Source organism: Zobellella sp. An-6 (assembly GCF_052487945.1).
The window spans coordinates 4,020,644-4,043,845 of record NZ_CP199259.1; the positions used below are offsets into that span (position 1 = coordinate 4,020,644).

General features: G+C 64.7%; 20 protein-coding genes. 4 read left to right on the top strand and 16 right to left on the bottom strand.

Features of this window, described 5'->3' with window-relative positions; all coding sequences use genetic code 11:
- Positions 1 to 7: 7 nt before the first annotated feature.
- Positions 8 to 1,591, top strand: a complete 1,584-nt coding sequence (locus tag ACT7DK_RS18860) for an ankyrin repeat domain-containing protein (protein ID WP_445401864.1) — start codon at positions 8 to 10, stop codon at positions 1,589 to 1,591.
- Between the two features lie 185 nt (positions 1,592 to 1,776).
- Here the strand turns inward: ACT7DK_RS18860 and ACT7DK_RS18865 are convergent, their stop codons facing one another.
- The 3 genes from ACT7DK_RS18865 to ACT7DK_RS18875 form a co-directional block, all read right to left on the bottom strand.
- Entirely contained in the window at positions 1,777 to 2,403 is a 627-nt protein-coding gene (locus ACT7DK_RS18865) for a LysE family translocator (RefSeq protein ID WP_445401866.1), read from the bottom strand.
- Positions 2,403 to 3,011 (bottom strand): LysE family translocator, encoded by a 609-nt coding sequence (locus ACT7DK_RS18870; RefSeq protein WP_445401868.1) that lies wholly within the window; start codon positions 3,009 to 3,011, stop codon positions 2,403 to 2,405. The genes ACT7DK_RS18865 and ACT7DK_RS18870 overlap by 1 nt, the downstream gene beginning before the upstream one ends.
- Positions 3,012 to 3,108: 97 nt before the next feature.
- Positions 3,109 to 4,035, bottom strand: a complete 927-nt coding sequence (locus ACT7DK_RS18875; protein WP_445401870.1) for a LysR family transcriptional regulator — start codon at positions 4,033 to 4,035, stop codon at positions 3,109 to 3,111.
- A gap of 195 nt (positions 4,036 to 4,230) precedes the next feature.
- Between ACT7DK_RS18875 and yjjG the strand changes: the two genes are divergently transcribed.
- The gene (gene yjjG, locus ACT7DK_RS18880) at positions 4,231 to 4,905 is read left to right on the top strand and encodes a pyrimidine 5'-nucleotidase (protein WP_445401872.1); all 675 of its coding nucleotides are present in this window, start codon (positions 4,231 to 4,233) and stop codon (positions 4,903 to 4,905) included.
- A gap of 494 nt (positions 4,906 to 5,399) precedes the next feature.
- Here yjjG and ACT7DK_RS18885 read toward each other — a convergent pair whose 3' ends face one another.
- The gene (locus ACT7DK_RS18885; protein ID WP_445401874.1) at positions 5,400 to 6,251 is read right to left on the bottom strand and encodes a bifunctional allantoicase/(S)-ureidoglycine aminohydrolase; all 852 of its coding nucleotides are present in this window, start codon (positions 6,249 to 6,251) and stop codon (positions 5,400 to 5,402) included.
- A gap of 172 nt (positions 6,252 to 6,423) precedes the next feature.
- On the opposite strand from ACT7DK_RS18885, the gene ACT7DK_RS18890 reads away from it, so the two are divergent.
- Positions 6,424 to 7,305, top strand: a complete 882-nt coding sequence (locus ACT7DK_RS18890) for a LysR substrate-binding domain-containing protein (RefSeq protein WP_445401876.1) — start codon at positions 6,424 to 6,426, stop codon at positions 7,303 to 7,305.
- Between the two features lie 34 nt (positions 7,306 to 7,339).
- Here ACT7DK_RS18890 and ACT7DK_RS18895 read toward each other — a convergent pair whose 3' ends face one another.
- From ACT7DK_RS18895 to ACT7DK_RS18905, 3 genes are read right to left on the bottom strand one after another with little or no spacing between them, the layout of a single operon-like run.
- Positions 7,340 to 8,719: an efflux transporter outer membrane subunit gene (locus ACT7DK_RS18895; RefSeq protein WP_445401878.1), complete on the bottom strand. Its 1,380-nt coding sequence runs from the start codon at positions 8,717 to 8,719 to the stop codon at positions 7,340 to 7,342.
- Positions 8,712 to 11,879, bottom strand: a complete 3,168-nt coding sequence (locus tag ACT7DK_RS18900) for an efflux RND transporter permease subunit (RefSeq protein WP_445401880.1) — start codon at positions 11,877 to 11,879, stop codon at positions 8,712 to 8,714. The genes ACT7DK_RS18895 and ACT7DK_RS18900 overlap by 8 nt, the downstream gene beginning before the upstream one ends.
- A 12-nt stretch (positions 11,880 to 11,891) precedes the next feature.
- Positions 11,892 to 13,127, bottom strand: coding sequence for an efflux RND transporter periplasmic adaptor subunit (locus ACT7DK_RS18905; protein ID WP_445401882.1), 1,236 nt, complete (start codon positions 13,125 to 13,127; stop codon positions 11,892 to 11,894).
- 296 nt (positions 13,128 to 13,423) lie between these two features.
- Between ACT7DK_RS18905 and ACT7DK_RS18910 the strand changes: the two genes are divergently transcribed.
- Positions 13,424 to 13,984: a TetR/AcrR family transcriptional regulator gene (locus tag ACT7DK_RS18910; RefSeq protein ID WP_445401884.1), complete on the top strand. Its 561-nt coding sequence runs from the start codon at positions 13,424 to 13,426 to the stop codon at positions 13,982 to 13,984.
- A gap of 215 nt (positions 13,985 to 14,199) precedes the next feature.
- Here ACT7DK_RS18910 and ACT7DK_RS18915 read toward each other — a convergent pair whose 3' ends face one another.
- The 9 genes from ACT7DK_RS18915 to ACT7DK_RS18955 form a co-directional block, all read right to left on the bottom strand.
- Entirely contained in the window at positions 14,200 to 15,039 is an 840-nt protein-coding gene (locus ACT7DK_RS18915; protein WP_445401886.1) for a MurR/RpiR family transcriptional regulator, read from the bottom strand.
- 30 nt (positions 15,040 to 15,069) lie between these two features.
- Positions 15,070 to 15,798 (bottom strand): amino acid ABC transporter ATP-binding protein, encoded by a 729-nt coding sequence (locus ACT7DK_RS18920; protein ID WP_445401888.1) that lies wholly within the window; start codon positions 15,796 to 15,798, stop codon positions 15,070 to 15,072.
- Positions 15,785 to 16,435: an amino acid ABC transporter permease gene (locus ACT7DK_RS18925; protein ID WP_445401890.1), complete on the bottom strand. Its 651-nt coding sequence runs from the start codon at positions 16,433 to 16,435 to the stop codon at positions 15,785 to 15,787. The genes ACT7DK_RS18920 and ACT7DK_RS18925 overlap by 14 nt, the downstream gene beginning before the upstream one ends.
- Positions 16,432 to 17,097, bottom strand: coding sequence for an amino acid ABC transporter permease (locus tag ACT7DK_RS18930; RefSeq protein ID WP_445401892.1), 666 nt, complete (start codon positions 17,095 to 17,097; stop codon positions 16,432 to 16,434). Before ACT7DK_RS18930 ends, ACT7DK_RS18925 begins: the two co-directional genes overlap by 4 nt.
- A gap of 10 nt (positions 17,098 to 17,107) precedes the next feature.
- The gene (locus ACT7DK_RS18935; protein WP_445401894.1) at positions 17,108 to 17,917 is read right to left on the bottom strand and encodes a transporter substrate-binding domain-containing protein; all 810 of its coding nucleotides are present in this window, start codon (positions 17,915 to 17,917) and stop codon (positions 17,108 to 17,110) included.
- A gap of 273 nt (positions 17,918 to 18,190) precedes the next feature.
- Positions 18,191 to 18,892, bottom strand: coding sequence for a GntR family transcriptional regulator (locus ACT7DK_RS18940; protein WP_445401896.1), 702 nt, complete (start codon positions 18,890 to 18,892; stop codon positions 18,191 to 18,193).
- A gap of 205 nt (positions 18,893 to 19,097) precedes the next feature.
- Complete coding sequence (locus ACT7DK_RS18945) at positions 19,098 to 20,564, bottom strand: NCS1 family nucleobase:cation symporter-1 (RefSeq protein WP_445401898.1); 1,467 nt, start codon at positions 20,562 to 20,564, stop codon at positions 19,098 to 19,100.
- Between the two features lie 57 nt (positions 20,565 to 20,621).
- On the bottom strand, positions 20,622 to 22,013 hold the full coding sequence (locus tag ACT7DK_RS18950; RefSeq protein ID WP_445401900.1) for an NCS1 family transporter: 1,392 nt from the start codon (positions 22,011 to 22,013) through the stop codon (positions 20,622 to 20,624).
- Positions 22,014 to 22,141: 128 nt separating this feature from the next.
- The gene (locus ACT7DK_RS18955; RefSeq protein WP_445401902.1) at positions 22,142 to 22,876 is read right to left on the bottom strand and encodes an aspartate/glutamate racemase family protein; all 735 of its coding nucleotides are present in this window, start codon (positions 22,874 to 22,876) and stop codon (positions 22,142 to 22,144) included.
- Positions 22,877 to 23,202: the final 326 nt, after the last annotated feature.

Here is a 23,202-nt window from a genome sequence, read left to right on the forward strand (position 1 = left end):
TTTCACCATGGACATGATGATACGTTGCCGGCAATGGCTCGTACCTGTGGCGATAACCCTGTTGCTGTCGGCCTGTGCCCAGCAGCGCCCCCTGGGCCCCATGGCAGCGGCGGCGGCCGCCGGCGATGTAGCGGCCATGGAGCAGGCCCTGGCGGCAGGCCATGGCGTGGCTATCGATAAACAGGCCAACAGCTTTCCTTTGTACCAGGCGGTACAGTCGGCCAAGCCGGCCGCGGTACGCTGGCTGCTGGATCATGGTGCCATGCCCGAAATGTGGTCAATCAATGCTGCCGTGATGGCGGGCAGCTCCGAGCTGCTGGCCCTGCAGCTGGAGAAGCTCACCCCCGAGTCGCCATTGTTGATCGATGCCATGGAGAGTGCGATGGCAAAGGGGGAGAGCGGGATCTATCAACAGCTGAAAGCGTTCGGCGTCGTCCCCTTGGACCCGAAGCAGGCACATGACATCAGCCAACATGGGCACGCCCGGGCCGATGCCATGCAATGGGCCCTGCTCGGCGGCAATGAATCGATAGTTCGCGATCTGCTGGCCTCGGACACCGACTGGCGCCTGCACGAACCCAGGGCGTTTGGTGATTACGATGGTTTTGGAGCTGCAACACAGCCCGCTTCCATGAGCCTGCTTTGCATCATGGCCCAGGGCATTGTTATGCACCAAGGAACGAATGGGGGCTGGTTCATGACATGGCAGAAAAAGTCCCAAGGCGACGGCTTTATCGGGCCGGATACTCTGGCCCTGCTACTGAAGGACGGCCAGTTGAACCGGTCCTGTAGCGACAATGGCATGACGCCCTTGATGAAGGCAGTCGCGAGACCAAACGATGCTCTGCCGTTGGTGAAAATGCTGGTGGCGGCGGGAGCCAATCCCGGGGCCGTCAATGCGAATGGCAGCAATGCCCTGCATTATGTGGCCATGAAGGATAGCCCCGAGCTGGCAGGTTATTTGATCCAGACAGGAGTGAACCCCAATGTCAGGAACCAGAAGGGCCATACTCCACTCGATATCGCAGTCTACCGGGGATATGACAACACCGAACGGCTGCTGCGCCAATACACAAGAAAACAAACAAGCGGTGGTCATGACGGCGCCCTGCTCGGCAAACTGATCGCCTCCGCCGGCCTGGTGGCGGCGGGCCTGCAGGCGGACCTGCCCCTCGAGCAGACCATGCAGGTAACTACCGCCGCCACCAGGGATATCTGGCTGGAAGACGGCCAGGGCAGCAACCTGGCCCAACTGCAGCAACAGACCCTGGCGGCCTCGTCCCAAGGCACGACGGCGGACCGGGTGACGGCTGCCAACAGCGGCGGCGGCAACCCCAGCCATGGCCCGAAAAAGCCGTTGCGCAACCAGGGGGTGTGCAGCGTCTACACCATCGACAACTTCCGCTCGGCCGACCTTGTCGGCGAGCCGCAGATCGACACCCAGTGCGCCACCGGCATAGTGCACTACCGCACCTACCTGAAGAATCACGGCCGGCCCGACGCCGATGCCGGCGAGCTGGAGAAGGTCTATCGGCTGCATGAGCTGGCCATGGAAAACGCCGACAAAACAGACAAGGCAACGCAGATGTAACAAACAGCTGACCCGAGCAGGCCAGCCGGGCGACGGTCAGCCATCGGCCAAGACGGCGTTATCCCGCTGGCAGTCGATAGCGAAGGCAATACCATGGGCCGGCATTCCCTGTGCCAGATAGCCTTCCCTTGCCGCCGTCCGGCGGTAACGGAAAGACTCACCCAGAACCAATCGCCAGGCCTCGGCTAGTTTTTACTCAGCGCGATGCGCGCGCCCAGGCCCAGCAGCAGCACCCCGGAGCCGCCCTCCAGCGCCCGGGTATAGCGGGCGCCGGCCGGGTTGCCGAACACCAGGCCGCCCAGGCAGGCGTAGAGGCTGTTGCTCAGGGTCGCCAGCAGGCTGAACAGCAGGCCGAGCAGCACCAGCTCGGCGGCGGGATTGGCCGAGTTGACGCTCACGAACTGGGGCAGGAAGGACAAAAAGAAGATGGCCACCTTGGGGTTGAGCACGCTCACCACCACCCCCTGGCGGAACACGCCCCGCGCCGGCGCGGCGCCGGCCTGCGGCCGCAGGGGCGAGGTGCCGCGCCAGCAGTTGCGCAGCGCCATGGCACCGAGGTAGAGCAGGTAGCAGGCGCCCAGGTACTTCACCAGGCCGAACAGGAAGGCGGAGCTCAAAATCAGCGCCGACAGCCCCAGCACGGCGGCGGCGGTGTGCACCAGGTAGCCCAGGCCCAGCCCCAGGGCGGCCTTGAGCCCGGTGCGCAGCCGGCCGCGCATGGTGCTGGACACCACATAGACAACGTCCGGCCCCGGGATCAGGTTGAGCGACAGGGTGGCGATCACGAACATCAGCAGGGTATGGGCTTCCATCAGATCACCACCTTCAGCGCCAGTCCCAGCAGCACCAGGCCGCTGAGCTTGTCGATCGCCCCCGACTTGGCCTGGAGCCACACCAGCACGGGCCCGCGCGACAGCGCCAGGGCCACCAGCACATACCAGAGGGCGTCGATGCCGCCGGCGGTGAGCATCATGATGCCGCCCTGCTGCCAGCCGGTGTCGGCGCGCACGAACTGGCTGAACAGGGCCAGGAAGAAGATGGCCAGCTGCGGATTGAGGAAGGCCACCATAAAGCCCTCGAAGGCGCCCCGCCGGCCGCGCACGCTATGGCTGCCCTGCCGGTCCCCTTCGCCGCCGGGCCGGGCCAGCAGCGCCTTCAGCCCCAGCCAGGCGAGGAAGGCGGCGCCGCCGTAGCGGATGATGTCGAACAGCAGCGGGGTTTTGGTGATCAGCAGCGCCAGCCCCAGGGCGGTGATCAGGGCGTAGAGCCCCACTCCCAGGCCGTGGCCCAGGGCGGTGGCCACCCCGTGTCCCTGGCCGCCCCGTACCGTGTTGCGGATCACCACCGCCAGGCTGGGCCCGGGGCTGATGGCCCCCATCACGCAAATCGCCGCCAATGCCAGCCAACTGGTCAGTTCCATCCTCTTCCTCTCGTCTCACCGGGGTTCTGGGTCTCAGCTTAATACCGCCCTCATCATGCCCATAATGAAAGTTAGGAATAGACTTCATAACCACAGGCTATAGTTTAGTGCGACTCTCCCGCACCGTGCGCTGCAGGTGATCCCGCAGGAAGGGGAAGCACAGCTCCCGGAACCAGCGGTGGGCCGGATCCTGGTGGTGGCGCTGGTGCCACATCAGGTGGTATTGCTGGCTCTGGGTGGCGAACGGCAGGGCGGTGTAGGCCAGGGGGTGGCCCTGGGACAGCTGCCAGGCGATATGGGCCGGGGTGGTCAGCAGGCAGTGGGTACGGCACAGCACCTCCACCGCCGCCTGGAAGAAGGGCACCCGGGCAAACCAGCGCCGGGCCAGCCCCAGGGGTGCCAGCACCCGCTCCACCGGGCTGTCCTTGTCGCCGCCGCCGCTCACCTGCAGGTGGGGCCAGGCCAGGTAGTCGTCCAGGCCGAGCGGCCGGCCCGCCAGCGGGTGCTGCCGGCCCATCAGCACCACCAGGCCGTCCTCCCCCTGGCGCAGGCCGCGGATAAGATCCGGCACCTGGTCGGTGATGGTGGACACCAGATCGAGCGGCGACTCCCACAGCAGCGGCAACTGGCGCTTGTCCCACAGCTCGTATTCCAGCGCCGCCCCCGGCGCCTGGCGGGCCAGCTCGGCGCAGATCTCCGGCAAGATGTACTGGGCCACATAGTCGGACGAAGCCAGGCGGAACACCCGCTCGCAGCGGGCCGGCTCGAAGCCGGGCGCCGCGTAGAGCCGCTCCAGGCCGCCGAGCGCATCGGCCAGCTCCCGGGCCAGCTGCTCGGCCCGGGGCGTGAGCAGCCAGCGCTGGCCCTCGCGCACCAGCAGCTCGTCGTTGAAGTCCCGGCGCAGCTGGGCCAGCTGCTTGCTCACCGAGGGCTGGCTCAGGTGCAGCCGCTCGGCCGCCAGGCTGAGGTTGCGGGTATCGAGCAGCACCCTGAGGGTGGGCAGCAGGTTGTAGTTGAGTTGCACCTTGGGTCTTCCTGAGCGGGGCCGGGCCCCTATCTTAGGTCAGCCCGGACGAGGGGGAAAGGAAAGGCCCGCATGACAGGACATGTTCGAGTCTTGAAAGGCTATCCTGTGCTTTTTCGGCCAAAAAGCATACAATCCACACCTTCTTGCAGAAAGCCCCCACAAAAGCGCGAAAGACGCTGGAGAAGATAACAAATGCACTATAAATGGATACTGTTCGACGCCGACGACACCCTTTTCCACTTCGACGCCTACCAGGGGCTCAGGCGCATGTTCGCCGGCTTCGGGGTGGACTTCGGTGAGCAGGACTTTGCCCACTACCAGACCCTCAACCAGCCGCTGTGGGTGGACTACCAGGACGGCCACATCACCGCCGAGCAATTGCAGCACCGGCGCTTCGCCGGCTGGGCGGAGCGGCTGGCGGTCAGTGCCCGCGAGCTGAACAGCGCCTTTCTCCACGCCATGGCGGACATCTGCGCTCCCCTGCCCGGCGCAAGGGAGCTGATCGACGCCCTGTCCGGCCAGGCACAACTCGGCATCATCACCAACGGCTTTACCGAGCTGCAGCAGGTACGGCTGGAGCGCACCGGCTTCGGGGACGCCTTCTCCACCCTGGTGATCTCCGAGCAGGTGGGCCTGGCCAAGCCGGATCCGGGCATCTTCGAGCACGCCCTGGACCTGATGGGCCGGCCGCCCAGGGAGCAGGTACTGATGGTGGGCGACAACCCCCACTCCGACATTCTCGGTGGCCTCAACGCCGGCCTGCACACCTGCTGGCTGAACCCCGCCGGCAAGCCCGCGCCCGAGGGCATCCGCCCCCACTACCAGGTGAGTTCGCTGCACGAACTGCACCGGCTGCTGCTGTGTTAGAACCTGTTTACGATCTGGTGTATGCGGCCAAAGTGCACTACTCCGCCGACTCGCCGTAGGACCTGATATTCGCCATTTCGGCCTGCTGCGAACATTCACTGGATGTTCGGTCAGGCCGAAACGGCTCGTCACGGCGAGCAAGCTCACCCCCTGGGGGCTCGACGGCGCCATCCCTGGCGCCAACGGCCGGCGGAGCAGCACTCTTTGTCCTCTCCAAAGCTCGGTGTCGCCTGTTGGTTAGACCCGCAGCCCACTGCGAAGCTTGGAAGAGGTAACAGGGATTACCTCCACCGACCGTCACATGCCAGGGATGGCATGTGCCGAGCGTCACAGGGATGTGCTTGAAGCGTGTCGGTGGAGGTGGCCCTGTTGACTCTTTGCTCAATGGTTACAGACAAGCTTCGCAAAGATTTAAAACAGGCTCTTACGATTTACCCCTCACGGCCATACGCAAAAGGGCGGCCCAAAGGCCGCCCTTTTGCTGGCATGGCTGCTTAGCGCCGGTTGCCGCGGTAGGCGGGCGAGGCGTTCAGCACCATATGACGGTTGATGTCCTTGTACAGCAGGTAGCGGAAGCGGGTCGGGCCGCTGGCGTAGCAGGCCTGCGGGCAGAAGGCGCGCAGCCACATGTAGTCGCCGGCTTCCACTTCCACCCAGTCCTGGTTCAGGTGGTACACCGCCTTGCCTTCCAGCACATAGAGGCCGTGCTCCATGACGTGGGTTTCGTCGAAGGGGATGACGCCGCCGGGCTGGAAGGTCACGATGTTGACCTGCATGTCGTGGCGCATGTCGGCGGAGTCCACGAAGCGGGTGGTGGCCCAGGCGTCGTTGGTGTCCGGCATCGGGGTCGGTGCTATGTCGTTCTCGTTGGTCACGAAGGCTTCCGGCACCTCGATGCCGTCCACGAATTCGTAGGCCTTGCGGATCCAGTGGAAGCGCACCGGCGCGTCGCCGTTGTTCTTCAGGCTCCAGTTGGTGCCTGGCGGCAGGAAGGCGTAGCCGCCGGTCTGCATCTGGTGCACTTTACCTTCCAGGGTCAGGGTCATTTCCCCTTCCACCACGAACAGCACGCCTTCGGCGCCGGAGTCCAGCTCGGGCCTGTCGCTGCCGCCCTGGGGGGAGACTTCCATGATGTAGTGGGAGAAGGTCTCGGCGAAGCCGCTCATCGGCCGGGCGATGACCCACAGCCGGGTGTTGTCCCAGAACGGCAGAAAGCTGGTCACGATGTCGCTCATCACGCCCTTGGGGATGATGGCGTAGGCTTCGGTGAAGACGGCGCGATCGTTGATCAGCTGCGTCTGGGGCGGCAGACCGCCGGTGGGGGCATAATAAGAATTACGGGCCATGACATCTGTCCTTTATTTATGCAAAGTGGTTGGTCTGCGCCAACGGATCAGCAGTGGTCTTGACGAGGCTGCTGTTTAAATGCTGAACACCCCTGATTGTAGAGTAAGGCCGTTTGATTTATAAATTAAATAACTGAATGGCAACTAGTGGCTTTGCCACTGGATGGAAGGCATGAACCTGAACACCACCCTGGATCCCGTGCTGCTGCGCAGCTTTGTCGCCGTGGTCGACACCGGCAGCTTTACCCGCGCCGCCGACAGCACCCACCTCACCCAGTCCACCGTCAGCCAGCAGGTGCGCAAGCTCGAATCCCTGCTCGGCTGCGAGCTGCTGCACCGCAAGGGGCGCTACGTCACCGCCACCCTGGAAGGAGAGCGGGTGCTGAGCTACGCCCGCCGCATCCTGCAGCTGATGAACGAGGCGCTGGCCCAGACCAGCCTGAGCGCCGAGCAGCAGAAGATCCGCCTGGGGGTGCCGGAAGATTTCGCCACCCACGCCATCATGCCCACCCTGTCGGCCTTCGCCAGCGAGTACCCCGGCATCCGCCTGGAGGTGAAGAGCGGCCTGTGCAGCGACATCTGGCGCGAGTTCCAGCGCAGCGACCTGGACCTGGCCCTGGTCAAGCAGCGCCAGGGCAGCGCCCCCGGCCTGGCCAGCTGGCCCGAGCCGCTGTGCTGGATCGACAGCCTGGACGGCAACAACCTGGACAACCACCCCATTCCCCTGGTCACCTTTCCCATCGGCGGCCTCTACCGCAGCGAGATGGCGCACACCTTCGACAGCCTGGGCCGCAGCTGGCGGCTGGCCTATGTGAGCACCAGCCTGTCCGGGGTGTGCTGCGCGGTGGAAGCCGGCCTCGGCATCTCGCTGCTGCCCCGCCGCCTGGTCACCGAACGCCACCGTATCCTCGACCAGCGCGACGGCCTGCCGCCGGTGCCGGACCTGGAGCTGACCCTGCACGCCCAGGCCCAGCTCTCGGCCCACAGCCGGCTGCTGGCGGAGCGGCTGATCGGCGCCTGCAACCAGACCTTCGATAACCGCCTCCCCGCCTGATGCGCACCGCCGCAAACAGCAGCATGCCGAGCCCCTACAGCGGCTCGATGCCGCCACCAAAGCTGCGATAAACGGCGACCAGCCGGCTGAAGCTGTCCTGCTCCTGTTGCGCCATCCGATCGCGGCTGCGCAGTTGCTCCCGCTCCGCGTCCAGCAGTTCTAGGAAGTCGCCGCTGCCGGCCTGGTAGCGGGCCCGGGCAATAGCCACCGCCTTGTTGCTGGCCTGCCACTGCTGCTCCAGTCCGAGTTGCCGCTCCCGGCCGAGGTTGTAGCCGTGCAGTGCCAGCTGCATTTCGCCCAGGGCATCGATGACCTTTTGTTCAAACTCGGCCAGCGCCATTTGCCGACCGGCGCCGGCGGCCCGGATGCGTGCCCTGACCGACCCCAGATCCGCCGCCTGCCAGCTCAGCCCGGGGGCGATGGACCAGCTGCGCTGGTCGGCGCCGAGGGCCCAGCCGGGACCGGACACGAATCCGAGGAAACCGCTGAACGACAGGCTGGGGTACAGATCGGCGGTGGCCACGCCGATATCGGCGGTGCGCGCGGCCAGCGACCGCTCGGCTCCGGCCACGTCGGCGCGATAGCGCAGATAGTTGGTGCCGTCGGCAATGGCCACCGGCTGCGCCAGCCGCGGCAATTCGGCCCGTTCTCCCAGTTGCAGCGGGCCCGGCTTGCTGCCCACCAGCGCCGCCAGGGTCGTTTCCGCGGTCAGCAGTGCCAGTTGGAGATCCGGGAGACCGGCCGCCACCTCCAGCAACTGGGCATCGATGCGCACCAGCTCCAGTTCGGAGGCCAGGCCGGCATCGAAACGGGCCTGGATAATGTCCCTGGTCTGCCGCAGGTTGTCCAGGTTCTGCCGGGCAACCTCCAGCCGCAGCTGGGCGCCCCGGTATTCTCCGTAGCTGGTCGCCACCTGGCTGACCAGCCGCAGCTGGGCGTCGTGCCAGAGGATCCTGGCCTGCTCGGCTTCGGCCCGGGCCGCCTGGCTGGCTCGGCGAAGCTTGCCGAACAAGTCCGGATCCCAGCTCAGGCCGAGACCGCTGCGGTAACCGCGCGCGATAACGCCATCGTCGTCGCTCGCCACGGTGCCGTTTTCGCCGGCCTGATAGCCGGCATCAAGACTGCCCTGGGGCCAGCGGTTGTTGTCCACGTCGTGGAACACCGCATAGGCCCGCTCAACATTGGCGCTGGCCTGCTCCAGCTCACGGTTGTTAGCGAGCGTCAGCTCAATCAGCCGGTCAAGGTGCGGATCCTCGAACACCTGCCACCAGCTCAGGGCCCGCTCGGCCCGGCTATAAGGACTGCTGAAGTCGATGTCCGCCACCTGTCGCGGAGCCTGATAATCGGGGCCCACCGTGGTGCAGGCGCTCAGCAGCAGGGCGGCAACCATGGATGCAATGGTGTTGTTACGCATGCTGCAGCTCCTCGGCCGTTGGCTGTGCGGCGGCCCGGCGCTCGCCGCGCCGGGCCAGCAGGTAATAGAACAGCGGTGTCAGTATCAGCCCGAATACGGTGACCCCGATCATGCCGGAGAACACGGCCACGCCCATGGCCTGGCGCATTTCGGCCCCGGCCCCCGAGGAGAACACCATGGGCACCACCCCCATGATAAAGGCAATGGAGGTCATCAGGATCGGCCGCAACCGCAACCGCGCCGCCTCCAGTATCGCCTGCAGGGTGGTCATGCCCTGATCCTGCAGTTCCTTGGCGAACTCGACGATCAGGATGGCGTTCTTGGTCGCCAGCCCCACCAGCACGATCAGGCCTATCTGGGTAAAGATGTTGTTGTCTCCACCGTAGAGCAACACGCCGCTGAGCGCCGACAACAGCGTCATCGGGATGATCAGGATGATGGCCAGCGGCAGGCTCAGGCTCTCGTACTGGGCCGCCAGCACCATAAACACCAGCAGGATCACCAGCGGATAGACCAGCAGGCCACTGTTGCCGGCCAGGATCTGCTGGTAGGTCAGCTCGGTCCACTCGTAGCTCATGCCATGCGGCAGGGTCTCCGCCAGGATCTGCTCCATCGCCGCCTGCGCCTCGCCGCTGCTGAACCCGGAGGCCGGCCCGCCGTTGATCTCGGCGGTGGTGAAACCGTTATAGCGCATCACCCGATCCGGTCCGGCAACCTGGTTGACAGTGATAAAGGAACCCAGCGGCACCATGTCTCCGCTCAGGTTGCGCACCTTCAGCTGGCGGATTTGCTCCGGATCCTGACGAAAGGCCTCGTCGGCCTGCACATTCACCTGATAGGTGCGGCCGAACCGGTTGAAGTCGTTGACGTAGGTCGACCCCATATAGCCCTGCAGGGTCTGGAACACCTCATCCAGCGATACCCCCTGCTGTTTGGCCTTGGTGCGATCGACGTCCAGTTCCAGCTGCGGCACGTTCACCTGATAACTGGAGAAGATCCCCGCCAGCTCGGGGGCGGCCCAGGCCCGCTGCATGACCTGCATGTTCACCCGGTACAGTTCCTCGTAGCCCAGGTTGGCCCTGTCCTGGATTTGCAGGCGGAAACCACCGATGGTGCCCAGGCCCATGACCGGCGGCGGCGGGAAAATGGCGACGAATGCGTCCTGGATGCCCCCGAACGCCTGGTTCAGCTCGCCGGCAATGGCACTGGCCGACTGCCCGGCGCCCTGACGCTCGGCGAAGTCGCTCAGGGTCACGAACACGATGCCGCTGTTCGGGCTGTTGGTAAAGCCGTTGATGCTCAGGCCGGGAAAGGCCACCGCGTGCTCGACGCTGGGATGCGCCAGCGCGATGCGCGACATCTCCTTGATCACCGCATCGGTGCGCTCCAGCGAGGCGGCGTCCGGCAACTGGGCAAAGGCCACCAGGTACTGCTTGTCCTGCCCCGGCACATAACCGGTGGGCGTGGTGGCAAACTGCAATCCGGTCAGGCCCACCAGCGCGAGGTAGAGCACGCCGACGATGCCGCCGAAGCGGATCACTTTTCTGACCAGCCAGCCGTAGCCCTCGGACAGGCGCGCGAAGAAGCGGTTAAAGGGAGCAAACAGCCAGCCGCCCAGCAACCGGTCCATGGCCCGGGTCAGCGCGTCCTTGTTCTCACCATGGCCTTTCAGCAGCAATGCCGACAGCGCCGGGCTCAGGGTCAGCGAATTGAGCGCGGAAATAAAGGTAGAAATGGTGATGGTCAGGGCAAACTGCTTGTAGAACTGTCCGGTCAGGCCCGACATGAAGGCGGTGGGAATAAACACCGCCGCCAGCACCAGGGTGGTGGCCACGATGGGGCCGGTGACTTCCTTCATCGCCTTCTGGGTCGCCGCCACCGGCGAAAGCCCGTCGGCAATGTTGCGCTCCACGTTTTCCACCACCACGATGGCGTCATCCACCACTATGCCGATGGCCAGCACCAAGCCGAACAGGGACAGGGCATTGAGGGAGAAACCCAGCAGATGCATGAAGGCAAAGGTACCGACCAGCGACACCGGCACCGCCACCAGCGGAATAATGGAGGCGCGCCAGGTCTGCAGAAACAGCACCACCACCAGCACCACCAGCAGCACGGCCTCGAACAGGGTCTTCACCACAGCCTCAATCGAGCCGCGCACAAAGACCGTCGGGTCGTACACGATGGCGTAGTCCACCCCGGCCGGGAAGGACTCCGCCAGCTCGGCCATCCTGGCCCTGACGTCGTTGGAGATCTGGATGGCATTGGAGCCGGAGGCCTGGAAGATCGGAATGGCGACCGCTTCCCGGTTATCCAGCAGGGAACGCAACGCGTAGTTGTCGGCTCCCAGTTCAACCCGGGCCACATCCTTCAGTCGGCTGATCTCCCCGTCGGGGCCAACCTTGATGATGATGTCCTCAAACTCTTCCACCGTGCTCAGCCGGCCCTTGACGTTGATCAGCAGCTGGAACTCGGACTCCCGGCTGGGCTGGGCCCCCAGGCTGCCGGCGGCGGCCTGCTGGTTCTGCTCGCCGATGGCGTCGATGATCTGCCGGGGCGACAGGCCCAGGGCCGCCACCCGGTGCGGATCCAGCCACACCCGCAGGCTGTATTCCCCGGCACCGAACAACCGCACGCTGCCGACGCCCTTGATCCGCGCCAGTTCGTCCTTCACGTTCAGCGCCGCATAGTTCGACAGGTACAGCATGTCGTGACTGTCATCGGGCGAGGTCAGGTGCACCACCATGGTCAGGTCCGGCGACGACTTCTCGGTGACCACCCCCAGCCGCTGCACTTCCTGCGGCAGCCGCGGCATGGCCCGGTCGACCCGGCTCTGCACCTGGGTCTGCGCCCGGTCGACATCGGTGCCGATGGCAAAGGTGATGGTCAGCGTCATCCGGCCATCGGACGTCGCCTGGGAAGACATGTACAGCATCTGCTCCACGCCGTTGATTTCCTGCTCCAGCGGCGAGGCGACGGTCTCGGCGATCACCTTGGGATTGGCGCCCGGATAGTTGGCGGTGACCACCACGGTCGGCGGCACCACGTCCGGGTATTCGGTAATGGGCAGTTGCCATACCGCTATGGCGCCGGTGAGCACGAAAATCATCGAGATCACCGCGGCGAAGATCGGTCTTTTGATGAAGAATTGCGAAAACATGGCTCCAGCTCCTTAACCGCGATCGCGAACCGGCTCGGCCCGGGCCGTCAGCCCGGCTCCGGCCTTGTCCAGCAATGCCTGACTCGCCCGCAGGTCGTTCAGCTGCCCGGCCTCGGCCATGTCCACCGGGGTCGGCGTGACCGTCATCTCGGGCCTGACCCGCTGCAGACCATTGACCACTATCCGCTCATGCGGGCTTAGCCCGGCCTTGATGATGCGCAGGCCGCCAACCCTTCCTCCCAGGGTAACGCCGCGGTATTCCAGCCGATCCTGGTCGTCGACCACCAGCACGAATTTATGGTTCAGATCGGTGCCTATCGCCTTGTCATCGATCAGCACGCCCCGGTAGCTGCCGCTGCCGGCCAGCCTGATCCGGGCAAACAGGCCCGGCAGCAGGCTGCCGTCCTGGTTGGCGAAGCGGGCCCGCAGGCGGATGGTGCCGGTGTGCTGATCGACCGCGTTGTCCACGAAGTCGATGCGGCCGATGCGGTCGAAGTCGCCGTCACCGGACAGGGCCATAAACACGGGGTTGTCGTCCTCCCGGGCATCGGCCCGTCGCCCCTCGCGGCTCAGGGTGGCGTATTTGAGGTAGCTCTGTTCGTCCACATCGAAGTAGGCATGCATTTCCTCGGTGGAAACGATACGCGTCAGCGGGGTCTGGCCGGCGCTGACGTAGTTGCCGGCGGTGACCTGGGCGTAGGACACCCGGCCAGCGATAGGCGCCGTCACCCGGGTATACGCCAGATCCAGCTCGGCCCGCTGCAGGGCGGCCGACACCGAGGCGACCGCCGCCGCCGTCTGATGCTTGCGCGCCAGCCTGGCATCCAGCACCTCTTCGGCGATGGCGCGTCCGGCCCGCAGCGCATTGGCCCGCCGGTAGTCGCTGTCGGCCAGCCTGAGCGCCGTCTGCGCGCCCTGCAGTTCGGCCTGCAGGCGCGTCACCTCCGCCTGAAAGGGAGCCGGGTCGAGCTGGAACAGCACCTCGCCGGGCTCGACCAGGCTCCCTTCCCTGAAATGCACCTGCTGTACGTAGCCCGAAACCCTGGGCATCAGCACCACCGTCTCCGGCGCCTGCAGCCGGCCGGTGAACTCATCCCACTCGGTAATGCGTTCATGGATCACGGTGGCGACCTGCACCTCGGGCGCGGCGGGCGCTCCCGCCGCCGCTTGCGGACGCTCACACCCGGCCAGCAGCACGCTGGCCAGGCTTGCGAAAATAATGTTTCTGATGACGCCATTCCTGTTCACAACGATATCCTCAAGGCGGTTGACGGTAGCCCGCGCCGACGTGCGGGCAGCCATTTAATTTTGTACCGATGAGTAAATATATAGGGTGGGGAATGACAGTCAATTAATTTTATACTTATGAGTACAAAATATTTTCATCGGCCCGCGCGCCGCCGCCATTTGCTTACCGGTCGGTAAATAAGCCTGCTGGACAGAGGGTTTTACCATGTTTAAGATATAAACAGTTTTTATGTAGGAGCTTGTTTATGTCTACGGGAACCTGCCCCCCCAGTGTTGGCCGCCCACGTGCCTTCGACATGGAGAAAGCCCTGGAGAAAGCCCTGGACGTGTTCTGGAGGAAAGGATACGACGGGGCATCGCTGTCCGATCTGACCGAAGCCATGGGCATCAACAAGCCCAGCCTGTACTCCGCTTTCGGCAACAAGGAACAGCTGTTTCTGAAAGCGATCGAACTCTACGAAAACCGCCCCTGCGCCTTCTTCTACCCGGCCCTGCAGCAACCGACCGCCTACCAGGTGGCGGAACATATGCTGTTCGGCGCGGCTACCAGCATGGCCGATACCAGCCACCCCCATGGCTGCGTGGTGGTACAGGGCGCCCTGTCCTGCAGTGAGGCGGCCGAGACCGTCAAGGCCGCGCTGATCGCCCGCCGCCGCAACGGCGAACTGGCCTTGCGGGAACGCCTGGAACAGGCCAGGGAGCAGGGCGACCTGCCGGCCGAGGTCGATACCGCGGTGCTGGCCCGTTACCTGGGCACAGTGCTCCAGGGCATGGCCATCCAGGCCACCAACGGCGCCACACCGGAAGAATTGAAACAGGTGGCCCAACTGACCCTGGACAACTTCCCCCGCCGCTGAACCACCATCCGGGCGGGCCGGCGGTTGGTGTAGAACACCACCAGCGGCGGCGCCCGCCGTTCGTGCCTGGCCTGCAGCAGCAGGCTCCTGACCGGGGTGACGCCGATGCCACCGGATCAGCACCGCGTGGTCATGAGGCAGGATAAAGGAGGGGCCCTTGAGCACCAGTTCGGTTCCCGGGGCCAGCCCGGCCAGCACCCGTTTGAAGGCGTGTTTCAGCCTAACCCCGCATCCAGCTCCTCCGTCTGCCGGTAGAGTTCGTTGATGCGGCCGATGCGCTCCCGCCCCTGCTCCAGTTGCCGGTGCAGCAGCAGATTGCAGATCAGGCTGACGGTGCACATGGCGGCGCTGTAGCTGTCGAAGGCGGACACCGAATCGAGCGGCAGCTCCAGCAGCCAGTCAGGGGCGTCGGGCAGTTCGGCCTGGGTCTCCACCATCAGCGCCAGCGGCACCCCGCTCCGGCGCAGGCTGGCCAGCAGCTTGGGAAACAGCGCCGGCCGGCGATGAAAGGCCACCAGGATGATCAGGTCGTCGGCGCCGTAATCGACCAGCTCCTCCGCCAGGGTCTGGCCCGGCTGGGGCAGCAGCTGCACCCCGGCACGCACCTGCACCAGTTGCTGGCGCAGGTGCAGGGCCACCGGATAGCTGTTGCGAAAGCCGATGATGCCCACCCGCCGCGCCCCGGCCAGGCGGTCGATCAGGACGTCGAGGCTGCCGTCGCCGAGCAGGGTCAGCAACTGGGCAATCTTGTCCTGCTCGCACTTGAGCTGGCGCTCGACCAGGCCCGCCGGGCTGTCGCCGAGGGCCGCCGGTATGGGTACCCCGGACTGGCGCAGGCGGCGGTTTTCATCGCGCATCTCCCGGAAACTGTCGTAGCCGAGGCGGCGGAACAGCCGGCTGACGGTGGACTTGGACACCCCACAGCAGCGGCTGAGTTCCACCGAGTTGTAAGTGGCCAGGTCGTCCATATGATCGAGGATAAAGCTGGCCACCCGCCGCTCCTGGGGGCCGAGTTGCGAAAACTGTGCGCGGATCTGTTCGCCAAGCTGGCTCATGCGGGTCTTTCCTGGTCGACAAGGGTCCCGCTACAGTACCGCATTGATAAAGCTCTGCAACTCGGCGGTCCGGGGACGGGCGAACACCGCTTCGGCCGGGCCGCTTTCCCACACCTTGCCCTGGTGCATGAACACCACCCTGTCGCCCACGTCCCGGGCGAAGTTCATCTCGTGGGTCACCAGGATCAGGGTGATGCCCTCCGCCGCCAGCGCCTCCAGCACCTTGAGCACCTCCCCCACCAGTTCGGGGTCGAGCGCCGAGGTGATCTCGTCGCACAGCAGCACCTTGGGCGACATGGCCAGGGCGCGGGCGATGGCCACCCGCTGCTGCTGGCCGCCGGACAGGCGGTCCGGGTACTGGTCGAACTTGTCGGCCAGGCCGACCTTGCCGAGCATCTCCCGCGCCAGCTCCCGCGCTTCCTCCCTGGCCTGCTTCAGCACCAGCCTGGGCGCCAGCATCAGGTTCTCCCCTACCGTCAGGTGCGGAAACAGGTTGAAGCTCTGGAACACCATGCCCACGCTGCGCGCCAGCCGGCGCACCTGCACCTCGTCGCTGGTCACTTCCTTGCCGTCGACCACGATGGCGCCCTGCTGGTAGTCTTCCAGGCCGTTGATGCAGCGCAGCAGGGTGCTCTTGCCGGAGCCGCTGCGGCCGATGATGGACACCACCTCGCCCGCCTTGATCCTGAGATCGATGCCCTTGAGCACGTGCAGATCCCCGTAGTACTTGTGAACTTGTTCGATATTAACGAGCGCCATTGAATTTTTTCTCCAGGTACTGGCTGGCCAGGGACAGCGGATAGCAGAGCGCGAAGTAGAGCAGCGCCACCAGGGCGAACACCTTGAACGGCTCGAAGGTGGCGTTGTTGAGCATGGTGCCGGCCTTGGTCAGCTCCACGAAGCCGATGATCGAGGCCAGGGCGGTGCCCTTGACCACCTGCACCGAAAAGCCGACGGTGGGCGCCAGCGCCACCCGCACCGCCTGGGGCAGGATCACCCGGCTCAGGGTCTGGCCGAACCCCAGTCCCAGGCAGCGGGCGGCTTCCCACTGGCCCCTGGGCAAGGTGTCGATGCAGCCGCGCCAGATCTCGGTGAGAAAGGCGCTGGTGAACAGGGTCAGCGCCAGGGCCGCGGCGGCCCAGGCGGAGATGTCCAGCCCCAGCATGGCCAGGCCGAAGAAGGCCAGGAACAGCTGCATCAGCAGCGGCGTGCCCTGGAACAGCTCCACGTAAATCCGCACCAGCCACTGCAGCGGCCGGCGCCGGCTCAGGCGCAGGGCGGTGAGCAGCAGCCCGACCAGGGCGCCGCCGGCGAAGGCGACCAGCGACAATGCCACCGTCCAGCGCGCCGCCAGCAGCAGGTTGCGGAAAATATCCCAGTTGGTGAACTCCATCATGCCTTGACCCTCCGGTGGCGGAACAGGCGGTGGCCCAGCAGCGCGAACAGCTGCCGCATCAGTATCGCCAGCCCCAGGTAACACGCCGCCGCCACCAGGTAGGCCTCGAAGCTGCGGAAGTTGCGGGACTGGATCAGGTTGGCGGCGTAGGTCAGGTCGGCCACCGAAATCTGCGATACCACCGCCGAGCCCAGCATGACGATGATGCACTGGCTGGTCAGCGCCGGATAAATCTTCTCGAACGCCGGGATCAGCACCACCCGGAAGAAACTCTGCCGGGGGCTGAGCCCCAGCACCCGGGCCGCCTCTATCTGCCCTCTGGGGGTGGCCGCCAGGCCGGCGCGGATGATCTCGGCGCTGTAGGCGCCCAGGTTGATCAGCATGGCCAGCAGGCCGGCCTCCCAGGCGCTCACCTTGATCCCGAGGCCGGGCAGCCCGAAGAAGACGAAGAACAGCTGGACGATAAAGGGGGTGTTGCGAATCAGTTCCACATAGGCCCCCACCAGCGCCCGCAGGGGCCGGCCGCCGTAGTGACGGGCGGCGGCACAGGCGGTGCCGATGGCCACGCCTCCCAGCGTGGCGTAGCACGTCAGTTCCACCGTGACCCACAAGCCCTGGAGGATCAGCTCCTGGTAGGGCCACAGCTCGCTAAAGTTCAGCATGGCGCGTCTCTCAACTGCCGAAGCCGGCCGGCAGCGGGGCTTTCAGCCAGGTTTGGGAGATGCCGTCGAGGGTACCGTCGGCCAGGGCCTGGGCGATCAGCGCGTTGACCTTGTCGCGCAGCTCGGTTTCTCCCTTCTTCAGGCCGATATAGCAGGGGGAGTCCTTCAGCATGAACTTGGCGACCGGCGCCTGGTCCGCGTGGCGTTCGGCGATCTCGGCGGCCACCAGGTTGCCGGTGGCGATCAGCTGTACCTGGCCGGACAGATAGGCGGAGATGGTGGTGTTGTTATCCTCGAAGCGCTGGATGCCGGCCGAGTCGGGCAGCACCTTCTCCAGCTCCATGTCTTCCACCGCGCCCCGGGTCACTCCGACCACCCGGCCGTCCAGATCCCCGGCCGTCGCCACCGGCAGTTCGGCGTTGCCGAACACGCCGAGGAAGAAGGGGGCGTAGGCCTCGGTAAAATCGATGGCCCGCTCCCGCTCCTCGTTCTTGCCCAGGCTGGAGATCACCAGGTCGGCCTTGCCGGTCTGCAGGTAGGGGATGCGGTTGGCGCTGGTCACCGGGATCAGCTCCAGTTTGAGGCCCATCTGCTCCGCCAGGTAGGCGGCCATGTCCACGTCGTAGCCCCTGGGTTTGAGATCCGGGCCGACCGAGCCGAAGGGCGGAAAGTCCTGGGGCACCGCCACCCGCAGCACCCCGCGTTGTTCGATGTCCGCCAACTGGCTGGCCTGGGCGGTGCTGGCCGCCGCCAGCAGGCCGAGGGCCGCCAGGCCGCGCACCATCATCTGTTTCACGCTATGCAGTTTAACGAGTTCCATTACTCACCTCTGTGGGTTCCATGTATCGGGCAAGCCTGAAACTTTCGATTCAGGCAGAACGTTAATTGCAACGATAGTGCCAAAGCTGCCGCCACCGTGACCGATGGCCGTGGTGGGGAAAATAAGTGGTGGAAGATCAGTCACTAACCGGGCGGGCCCGGCGGCTGGAAAGAGAACACCCGGAAGGGACGGCGGTGCGGGATCTGCACCCAAAAGAGGCCCCACTACCCTTTTTGGGGCAGGGCATGGGGCAGATGGCCGTCCTATGGGTACTCAGAGGTCGGCGAAGATTTCCTTGAGGTTGACGTCTTCGTCGTGAGTCGGCTCCAGCTGCAGCTGGGCTTCGATTTCATTGAGGTGGTCGATCATCAGCTGCACCGCCTTGTCCACCTGGTGGGCGGCAATGGCCTCCAGCAGGCCGGTGTGTTCGCTGCAGGACACCCCGGAATGGCGCGCCTTGCCCTTGAGCGGCCCGGGGCCCTGGTAGAGGGCGATGATCAGGGAAGAACGGGGGATGATCTCGTGCAGGAAGGAGGTCAGCACCGGCTTGGCGGCCAGCTTGCCGATCAGCAGGTGGAACTCGCCGGACAGCCGGATGCGCAGGCTCTGCTGCCCCTGGGCGAAGGCCTGGTGCTCCCGCTCCACGTGCTCCTGCAGCAGCTGCTTTTCCCGGGCGGTACACTTGCTCGCCAGCTCCCGCACCAGCTCGGCCTCGATCAGGCGGCGGGCCTGGAAGATTTCCCGCGCCTCTTCCGGCGAGGGCTCGGCCACGAAGGCGCCGCTGTTGGGCACCAGGTTGACCAGCTTGTGGTGGGACAGCTGCAGCAGCAGCTTGCGCACGAAGCCCCGGCTGAGGCCGAATGTTTCGCTCAGATCTTCCTCTTTCAGGCGGGTGCCCGGCAACAGCTTGTGGGCGACGATGGCCTCCCAGATGCGTTGATAGACGCTGTCGAGATCGTTGGTTTTATTCTGCATGGCGCTACCTTGGATGCATGGCAGGCCCCCTGGTGAGGTGCTCTTATTTCCTGCCGTCTTGAGTCGGCCACCAGGGGCGCGATCACTCTGTTGGTGGAACGGATAACGCGCACAGATTAGCACAGGGCTTATATTGTCAACAATAAATGTAATATTTTGTTAAGGAAAGAAGGGGCCGGGCCCCCTCTTCGTTCGGTGGGTTTTATCAGCCGGCCTTGCTGACCTTGGGACTGGCCTGGGGCACCGAGCGGCGCATCAGCATCCGGTAGAAAACCCCGCCCAGGGCGGCGCCGATCAGCCAGCCGTAGCCGTTGAGATCGGCCAGCGCCGGTACCAGCACGGTGGAGATGGAAAACAGCGCCGCCAGGGCGAAGGCCATCAGCGCCTTGGCGTTCCAGCCGTTCTGGTAATAGTAGGCGCCCTTGGGATCGGTGGAGAACAGCTGCTCCATGTCCAGCGTCTGCTTTTTCACCAGGTAGTAGTCCACCACTATGATGCCGTAGAAGGGGGCGACGATGGCGCCCAGGGCATTGACGAAGCCGGGGATGCCGATTTGGCTGATCACCGACACCCAGAGCGCGCCCACGAAGAAGGCGACGACGGCGGTGATCAGCCCGCCGATGCGGAAGCTGATCGCCTTGGGGAACAGGTTGGCCAGGTCATAGGCCGGCGGAATGAAGTTGGCCACCAGGTTGATGCCGACGGTGGCGGCGAAGAAGGTCAGCGCCGCCACTATGGTCAGGGGCAGGGAATCCACCCGCTCCACGATATCGGCCGGGTTGGTCAGCGCCTCGCCGAACAGTACCAGGGTGCCGGCGGTGATGATCAACGCGATGAAGGAGAAGAAGGCCACGTTGAGCGGCAGCCCCACCAGGTTGCCGATCTTCATCTCCCGCTCGCTGCGCACGAAGCGGGTGAAGTCGCCGAAGTTGATCACCACGGCGGCGAAATAGGCCACCATGGTGCCGACGATGGCGGTAAAGGCCGCGATGCTGCCGCCCTCGTAGCTGCCGCCACCGCTGAAGATGGTGCCCACCGCCGGGATCAGCTGGTCGCCGGCCTGGACCCAGACGATCGCCATCAGCGCCAGCATCACCACATAGACCAGGGGACCGGCCCAGTTGAGGAAGGTCTTGATCTTGTCGATGCCCTGCCAGAACAGCAGGATCTGGAACAGCCAGACGATGAGGAACGACAGCCAGGCGGTGCCGGACAACCCGAGGAAGCTGCTGCCGTTGCCCACGCCCCAGAGCGCGGTGAGCAGCAGGGTCACGGCGGTGGAGGCGAAGTAGGTCTGCACCCCGTACCAGAAGATGCCGATGATGGCGCGCAGCAGGGCCGGGAAGTTGGCCCCGCGCACCCCCATGCTGGCGCGGATCATCACCGGAAAGGGAATACCGTACTTGACGCTGGGCTTGCCGGTCAGGTTGACCAGCACCATGACGATAAAGCCGGCCAGGATGATGGCGGCCATCACCGCCCAGCCGTTCAGGCCGTAGGTCAGGAACAGGGAGGCGGCCAGGGTGTAGCCGAACAGGCTCTGGATGTCGTTCGACCAGACGTTGAAGATTTCGAACCAGCCCCAGCTGCGGTCCTTGTGCTTGATGGGGGCCAGATCCTGGTTATACAGCAGGGGATCCCGCCCCTTTACCTCGAGTTGGAGATCGTCCATATCGGTATTCCTCATCTGAAGGTCGGAATCGGGGGCCCGTCCCGGCCCCCGGCGTGATTACTGACGGAACCGCTGGCAGGGCTGCCAGTGCCGCATCAGCAGGTAGTAGATGGCACCGGCGGGCAGCAGGCTGGCGTACCAGGACACGGAGGAGAAGATCAGGGCCACGGCGGCGCCGGCCAGGGCGGCGATCACCGCGCCGTAGTTGACACCGCGGTAGGGGCCGTTCTCGTCATAGAGCTTGTCCAGATCCAGCTGGCGGCGGCGCAGGATGAAGTAGTCCACCACCATCACCGCGAAGATGGGGCCGAGGAAGGCGGAGTAGGTCTGCACGAACAGCTGCAGGCCGGCGGAGGATTCATCCTTCACCAGTTCCCAGGGGAAGGTACAGAACGCCAGCAGGCCCACCAGTATGGTGGAGGTGCGGAACTTCAGCTTGAACACGTCCATCAGGATATAGGTGGGCGGCACCACGTTGTTGAGTACGTTGGTGGTGACCTGGGCGAAGGCGATGAACAGCAGGGTGATGATCAGCAACAGGGTGTTGTCGACCGCGCTGGAGAACACCTGGATGGGGTCGGACACCCCGGTGGCGCCGGACACCATCAGCCCGATCAGTCCCATGAACAGGGTGCAGGGCAGGATGGACATGGCGTAGATGGTGGTGAGCAGGCCCGCCTTGGTGCCTTCCTTCAGCTCGCGGGAATAGTCGCTGACGTTGAGCATCATGGTGCTGTAGATGCCGAGGAACAGCATGGTCGCCCCCCAGAACGGCAGTCCCCAGGTGCCTTCCACATTCACCAGGTTGGTGGTGATCTCGTCGCCGTAGCGGTTGATCACGCTGTAGAACATGTACACCAGCGCCAGCAGAATGAAACCGCTGCCCACGTTTTCCAGCCACTTGATGCCCTGGAAGCCGAAGATGGACAGCCCTATCTGCAGGAACTGGAACAGGATGAAGTAGAGCACCAGGTTGTCGAAGCCGAACAGGGTGGCCGACACCGCATTGAGGGCACCGGCGCCGATCCAGCTCTGGAAGCCGTACCAGACGATGGCCGGCACCGCCCGCACCAGCCCCGGGAAGCGGGTACCGGTAAAACCGAAGGCGGCGCGCGCCTGCACCATGAAGGGGATACCGTACTTGTAGCCGGCGGCACCGTTCAGGGCCAGGGCGATGCCGATCACGAAGCAGCCGATGGCGATGGCCAGGGTCGCCTGCAACAGGTTGAGGGTGCCCACTATGCTGGAGCCCATGGTAAAGGTGCCGATGGAGACACAGCCGCCGAACCAGGCCAGCAGGTAGGAGACCCGGCCCATGATGCGGTGTTTCTGGGGAGCCAGGGATTCATCGCCCGCCTTCTTGTCCTTCACCTCCCCGGCGGCGACCGGCTTGGCGTCGGCCTGGGCCATGGGAATCGCGGTTTCGCTGTTCACTTGTTGGATTGCCATTGGTTTGTCCTCGGTATTCCATCACTGGGTGGCGTTGCCACCACCCTTTCCTCTGCCGGCCGCCTTGAGCCGTGCATCCTGTGCCGGCAACCGGGTATCCCCGCCTGCCGCCATTGAGCCGTCCCGCCTCAGGCGATGCGCAGGCCGCGCCCGGGGTTGGCCAGCTCGGGGCGGGGCCAGTTGAAGGTCAGCACCTTGCTGGTTCCCAGTTTCATGTCCACCATGGCCTCACAGAGTTTGACCGCGGCGACGGTGCCATCGATCACCGGGATGCCGATTTCCTGCTCGATCTGGGCGCGATACTGGGACATGCCGGCGCAGCCCAGCACGATGGCCTCGGCCTTGTCCTCCTCCCGCGCCCGCAGGCACTCGGCGATCACCTTGGCGATGGCGGCCTCCGGCGAGCGCGCCAGGTCCAGCACCTGGATGGGGGTGGTGCGCACCTTCTTGCACTGCTCGCCGAAGCCGTAACGGCTGACCAGGTGCTCGGTCATGAAGCGGACCCGGGGCGCCGTGGTCACCACGCTGAAGCAGGCGCTGGCCATGGCCGCCAGGTGGAAGGCCGCCTCGGCGATGCCCAGCACCGGTTTGTCGGTCAGCTCGCGGGCGGCGTAGAGGCCGGGGTCGCCGAAGCAGGCCAGCACATAGGCGTCGATATCCTGCTCCCGGTCGCCCTTGGCGATCTCGTCCAGTACGCCGGGCACCGCCAGGGCCTCGTCGTAGAAGCTCTCGATGGCGCTGGGACCGCTGGCGGGGCTGACCGCCAGTATCTCGGTACCGGGCCGGGCCACCGCATCGGCCAGCCGCTGCAAGGCATCGGTAAACGACTGGGTGGTGTTGGGATTGATGATCTTGATCCTCACGGCTGACTCCTTGTTCACACAAATGCTGATTTATTGTTAACGATTTAATACTAGATCAACATTTAACAACCTGTAAACATGTTCACGAAATAAATTTTAATCGTAAAAAATAAAGGCAACTATCGTGCCACCAGTGACAAAAAGCTCACCAGTGATAGCGTAATCCATTGAATATAAAGAGTTCTCGTCCATGGTTGGAACAAAGGCCGCGGCCCGCTGCTGCGTCCATCGGGCCGGAAAGAGGAAAAAATGCGGATTTTTGGTGCACCATGATGATAAGGATTGTTAGCGATTCATCGTTCCGGTGCAGCCGGACAGAGATAAAA

Bases quoted from the DNA above. Each gene is read 5' to 3' on its own strand.
- ACT7DK_RS18860 (WP_445401864.1), top strand. From the start codon at position 8: ATGGACATGATGATACGTTGCCGGCAATGGCTCGTACCTGTGGCGATA.
- ACT7DK_RS18865 (WP_445401866.1), bottom strand. From the start codon at position 2,403: ATGGAAGCCCATACCCTGCTGATGTTCGTGATCGCCACCCTGTCGCTC.
- ACT7DK_RS18870 (WP_445401868.1), bottom strand. From the start codon at position 3,011: ATGGAACTGACCAGTTGGCTGGCATTGGCGGCGATTTGCGTGATGGGG.
- yjjG (WP_445401872.1), top strand. From the start codon at position 4,231: ATGCACTATAAATGGATACTGTTCGACGCCGACGACACCCTTTTCCAC.
- ACT7DK_RS18885 (WP_445401874.1), bottom strand. From the start codon at position 6,251: ATGGCCCGTAATTCTTATTATGCCCCCACCGGCGGTCTGCCGCCCCAG.
- ACT7DK_RS18890 (WP_445401876.1), top strand. From the start codon at position 6,424: ATGAACCTGAACACCACCCTGGATCCCGTGCTGCTGCGCAGCTTTGTC.
- ACT7DK_RS18895 (WP_445401878.1), bottom strand. From the start codon at position 8,719: ATGCGTAACAACACCATTGCATCCATGGTTGCCGCCCTGCTGCTGAGC.
- ACT7DK_RS18900 (WP_445401880.1), bottom strand. From the start codon at position 11,879: ATGTTTTCGCAATTCTTCATCAAAAGACCGATCTTCGCCGCGGTGATC.
- ACT7DK_RS18910 (WP_445401884.1), top strand. From the start codon at position 13,424: ATGGAGAAAGCCCTGGAGAAAGCCCTGGACGTGTTCTGGAGGAAAGGA.
- ACT7DK_RS18915 (WP_445401886.1), bottom strand. From the start codon at position 15,039: ATGAGCCAGCTTGGCGAACAGATCCGCGCACAGTTTTCGCAACTCGGC.
- ACT7DK_RS18920 (WP_445401888.1), bottom strand. From the start codon at position 15,798: ATGGCGCTCGTTAATATCGAACAAGTTCACAAGTACTACGGGGATCTG.
- ACT7DK_RS18925 (WP_445401890.1), bottom strand. From the start codon at position 16,435: ATGATGGAGTTCACCAACTGGGATATTTTCCGCAACCTGCTGCTGGCG.
- ACT7DK_RS18930 (WP_445401892.1), bottom strand. From the start codon at position 17,097: ATGCTGAACTTTAGCGAGCTGTGGCCCTACCAGGAGCTGATCCTCCAG.
- ACT7DK_RS18935 (WP_445401894.1), bottom strand. From the start codon at position 17,917: ATGGAACTCGTTAAACTGCATAGCGTGAAACAGATGATGGTGCGCGGC.
- ACT7DK_RS18940 (WP_445401896.1), bottom strand. From the start codon at position 18,892: ATGCAGAATAAAACCAACGATCTCGACAGCGTCTATCAACGCATCTGG.
- ACT7DK_RS18945 (WP_445401898.1), bottom strand. From the start codon at position 20,564: ATGGACGATCTCCAACTCGAGGTAAAGGGGCGGGATCCCCTGCTGTAT.
- ACT7DK_RS18950 (WP_445401900.1), bottom strand. From the start codon at position 22,013: ATGGCAATCCAACAAGTGAACAGCGAAACCGCGATTCCCATGGCCCAG.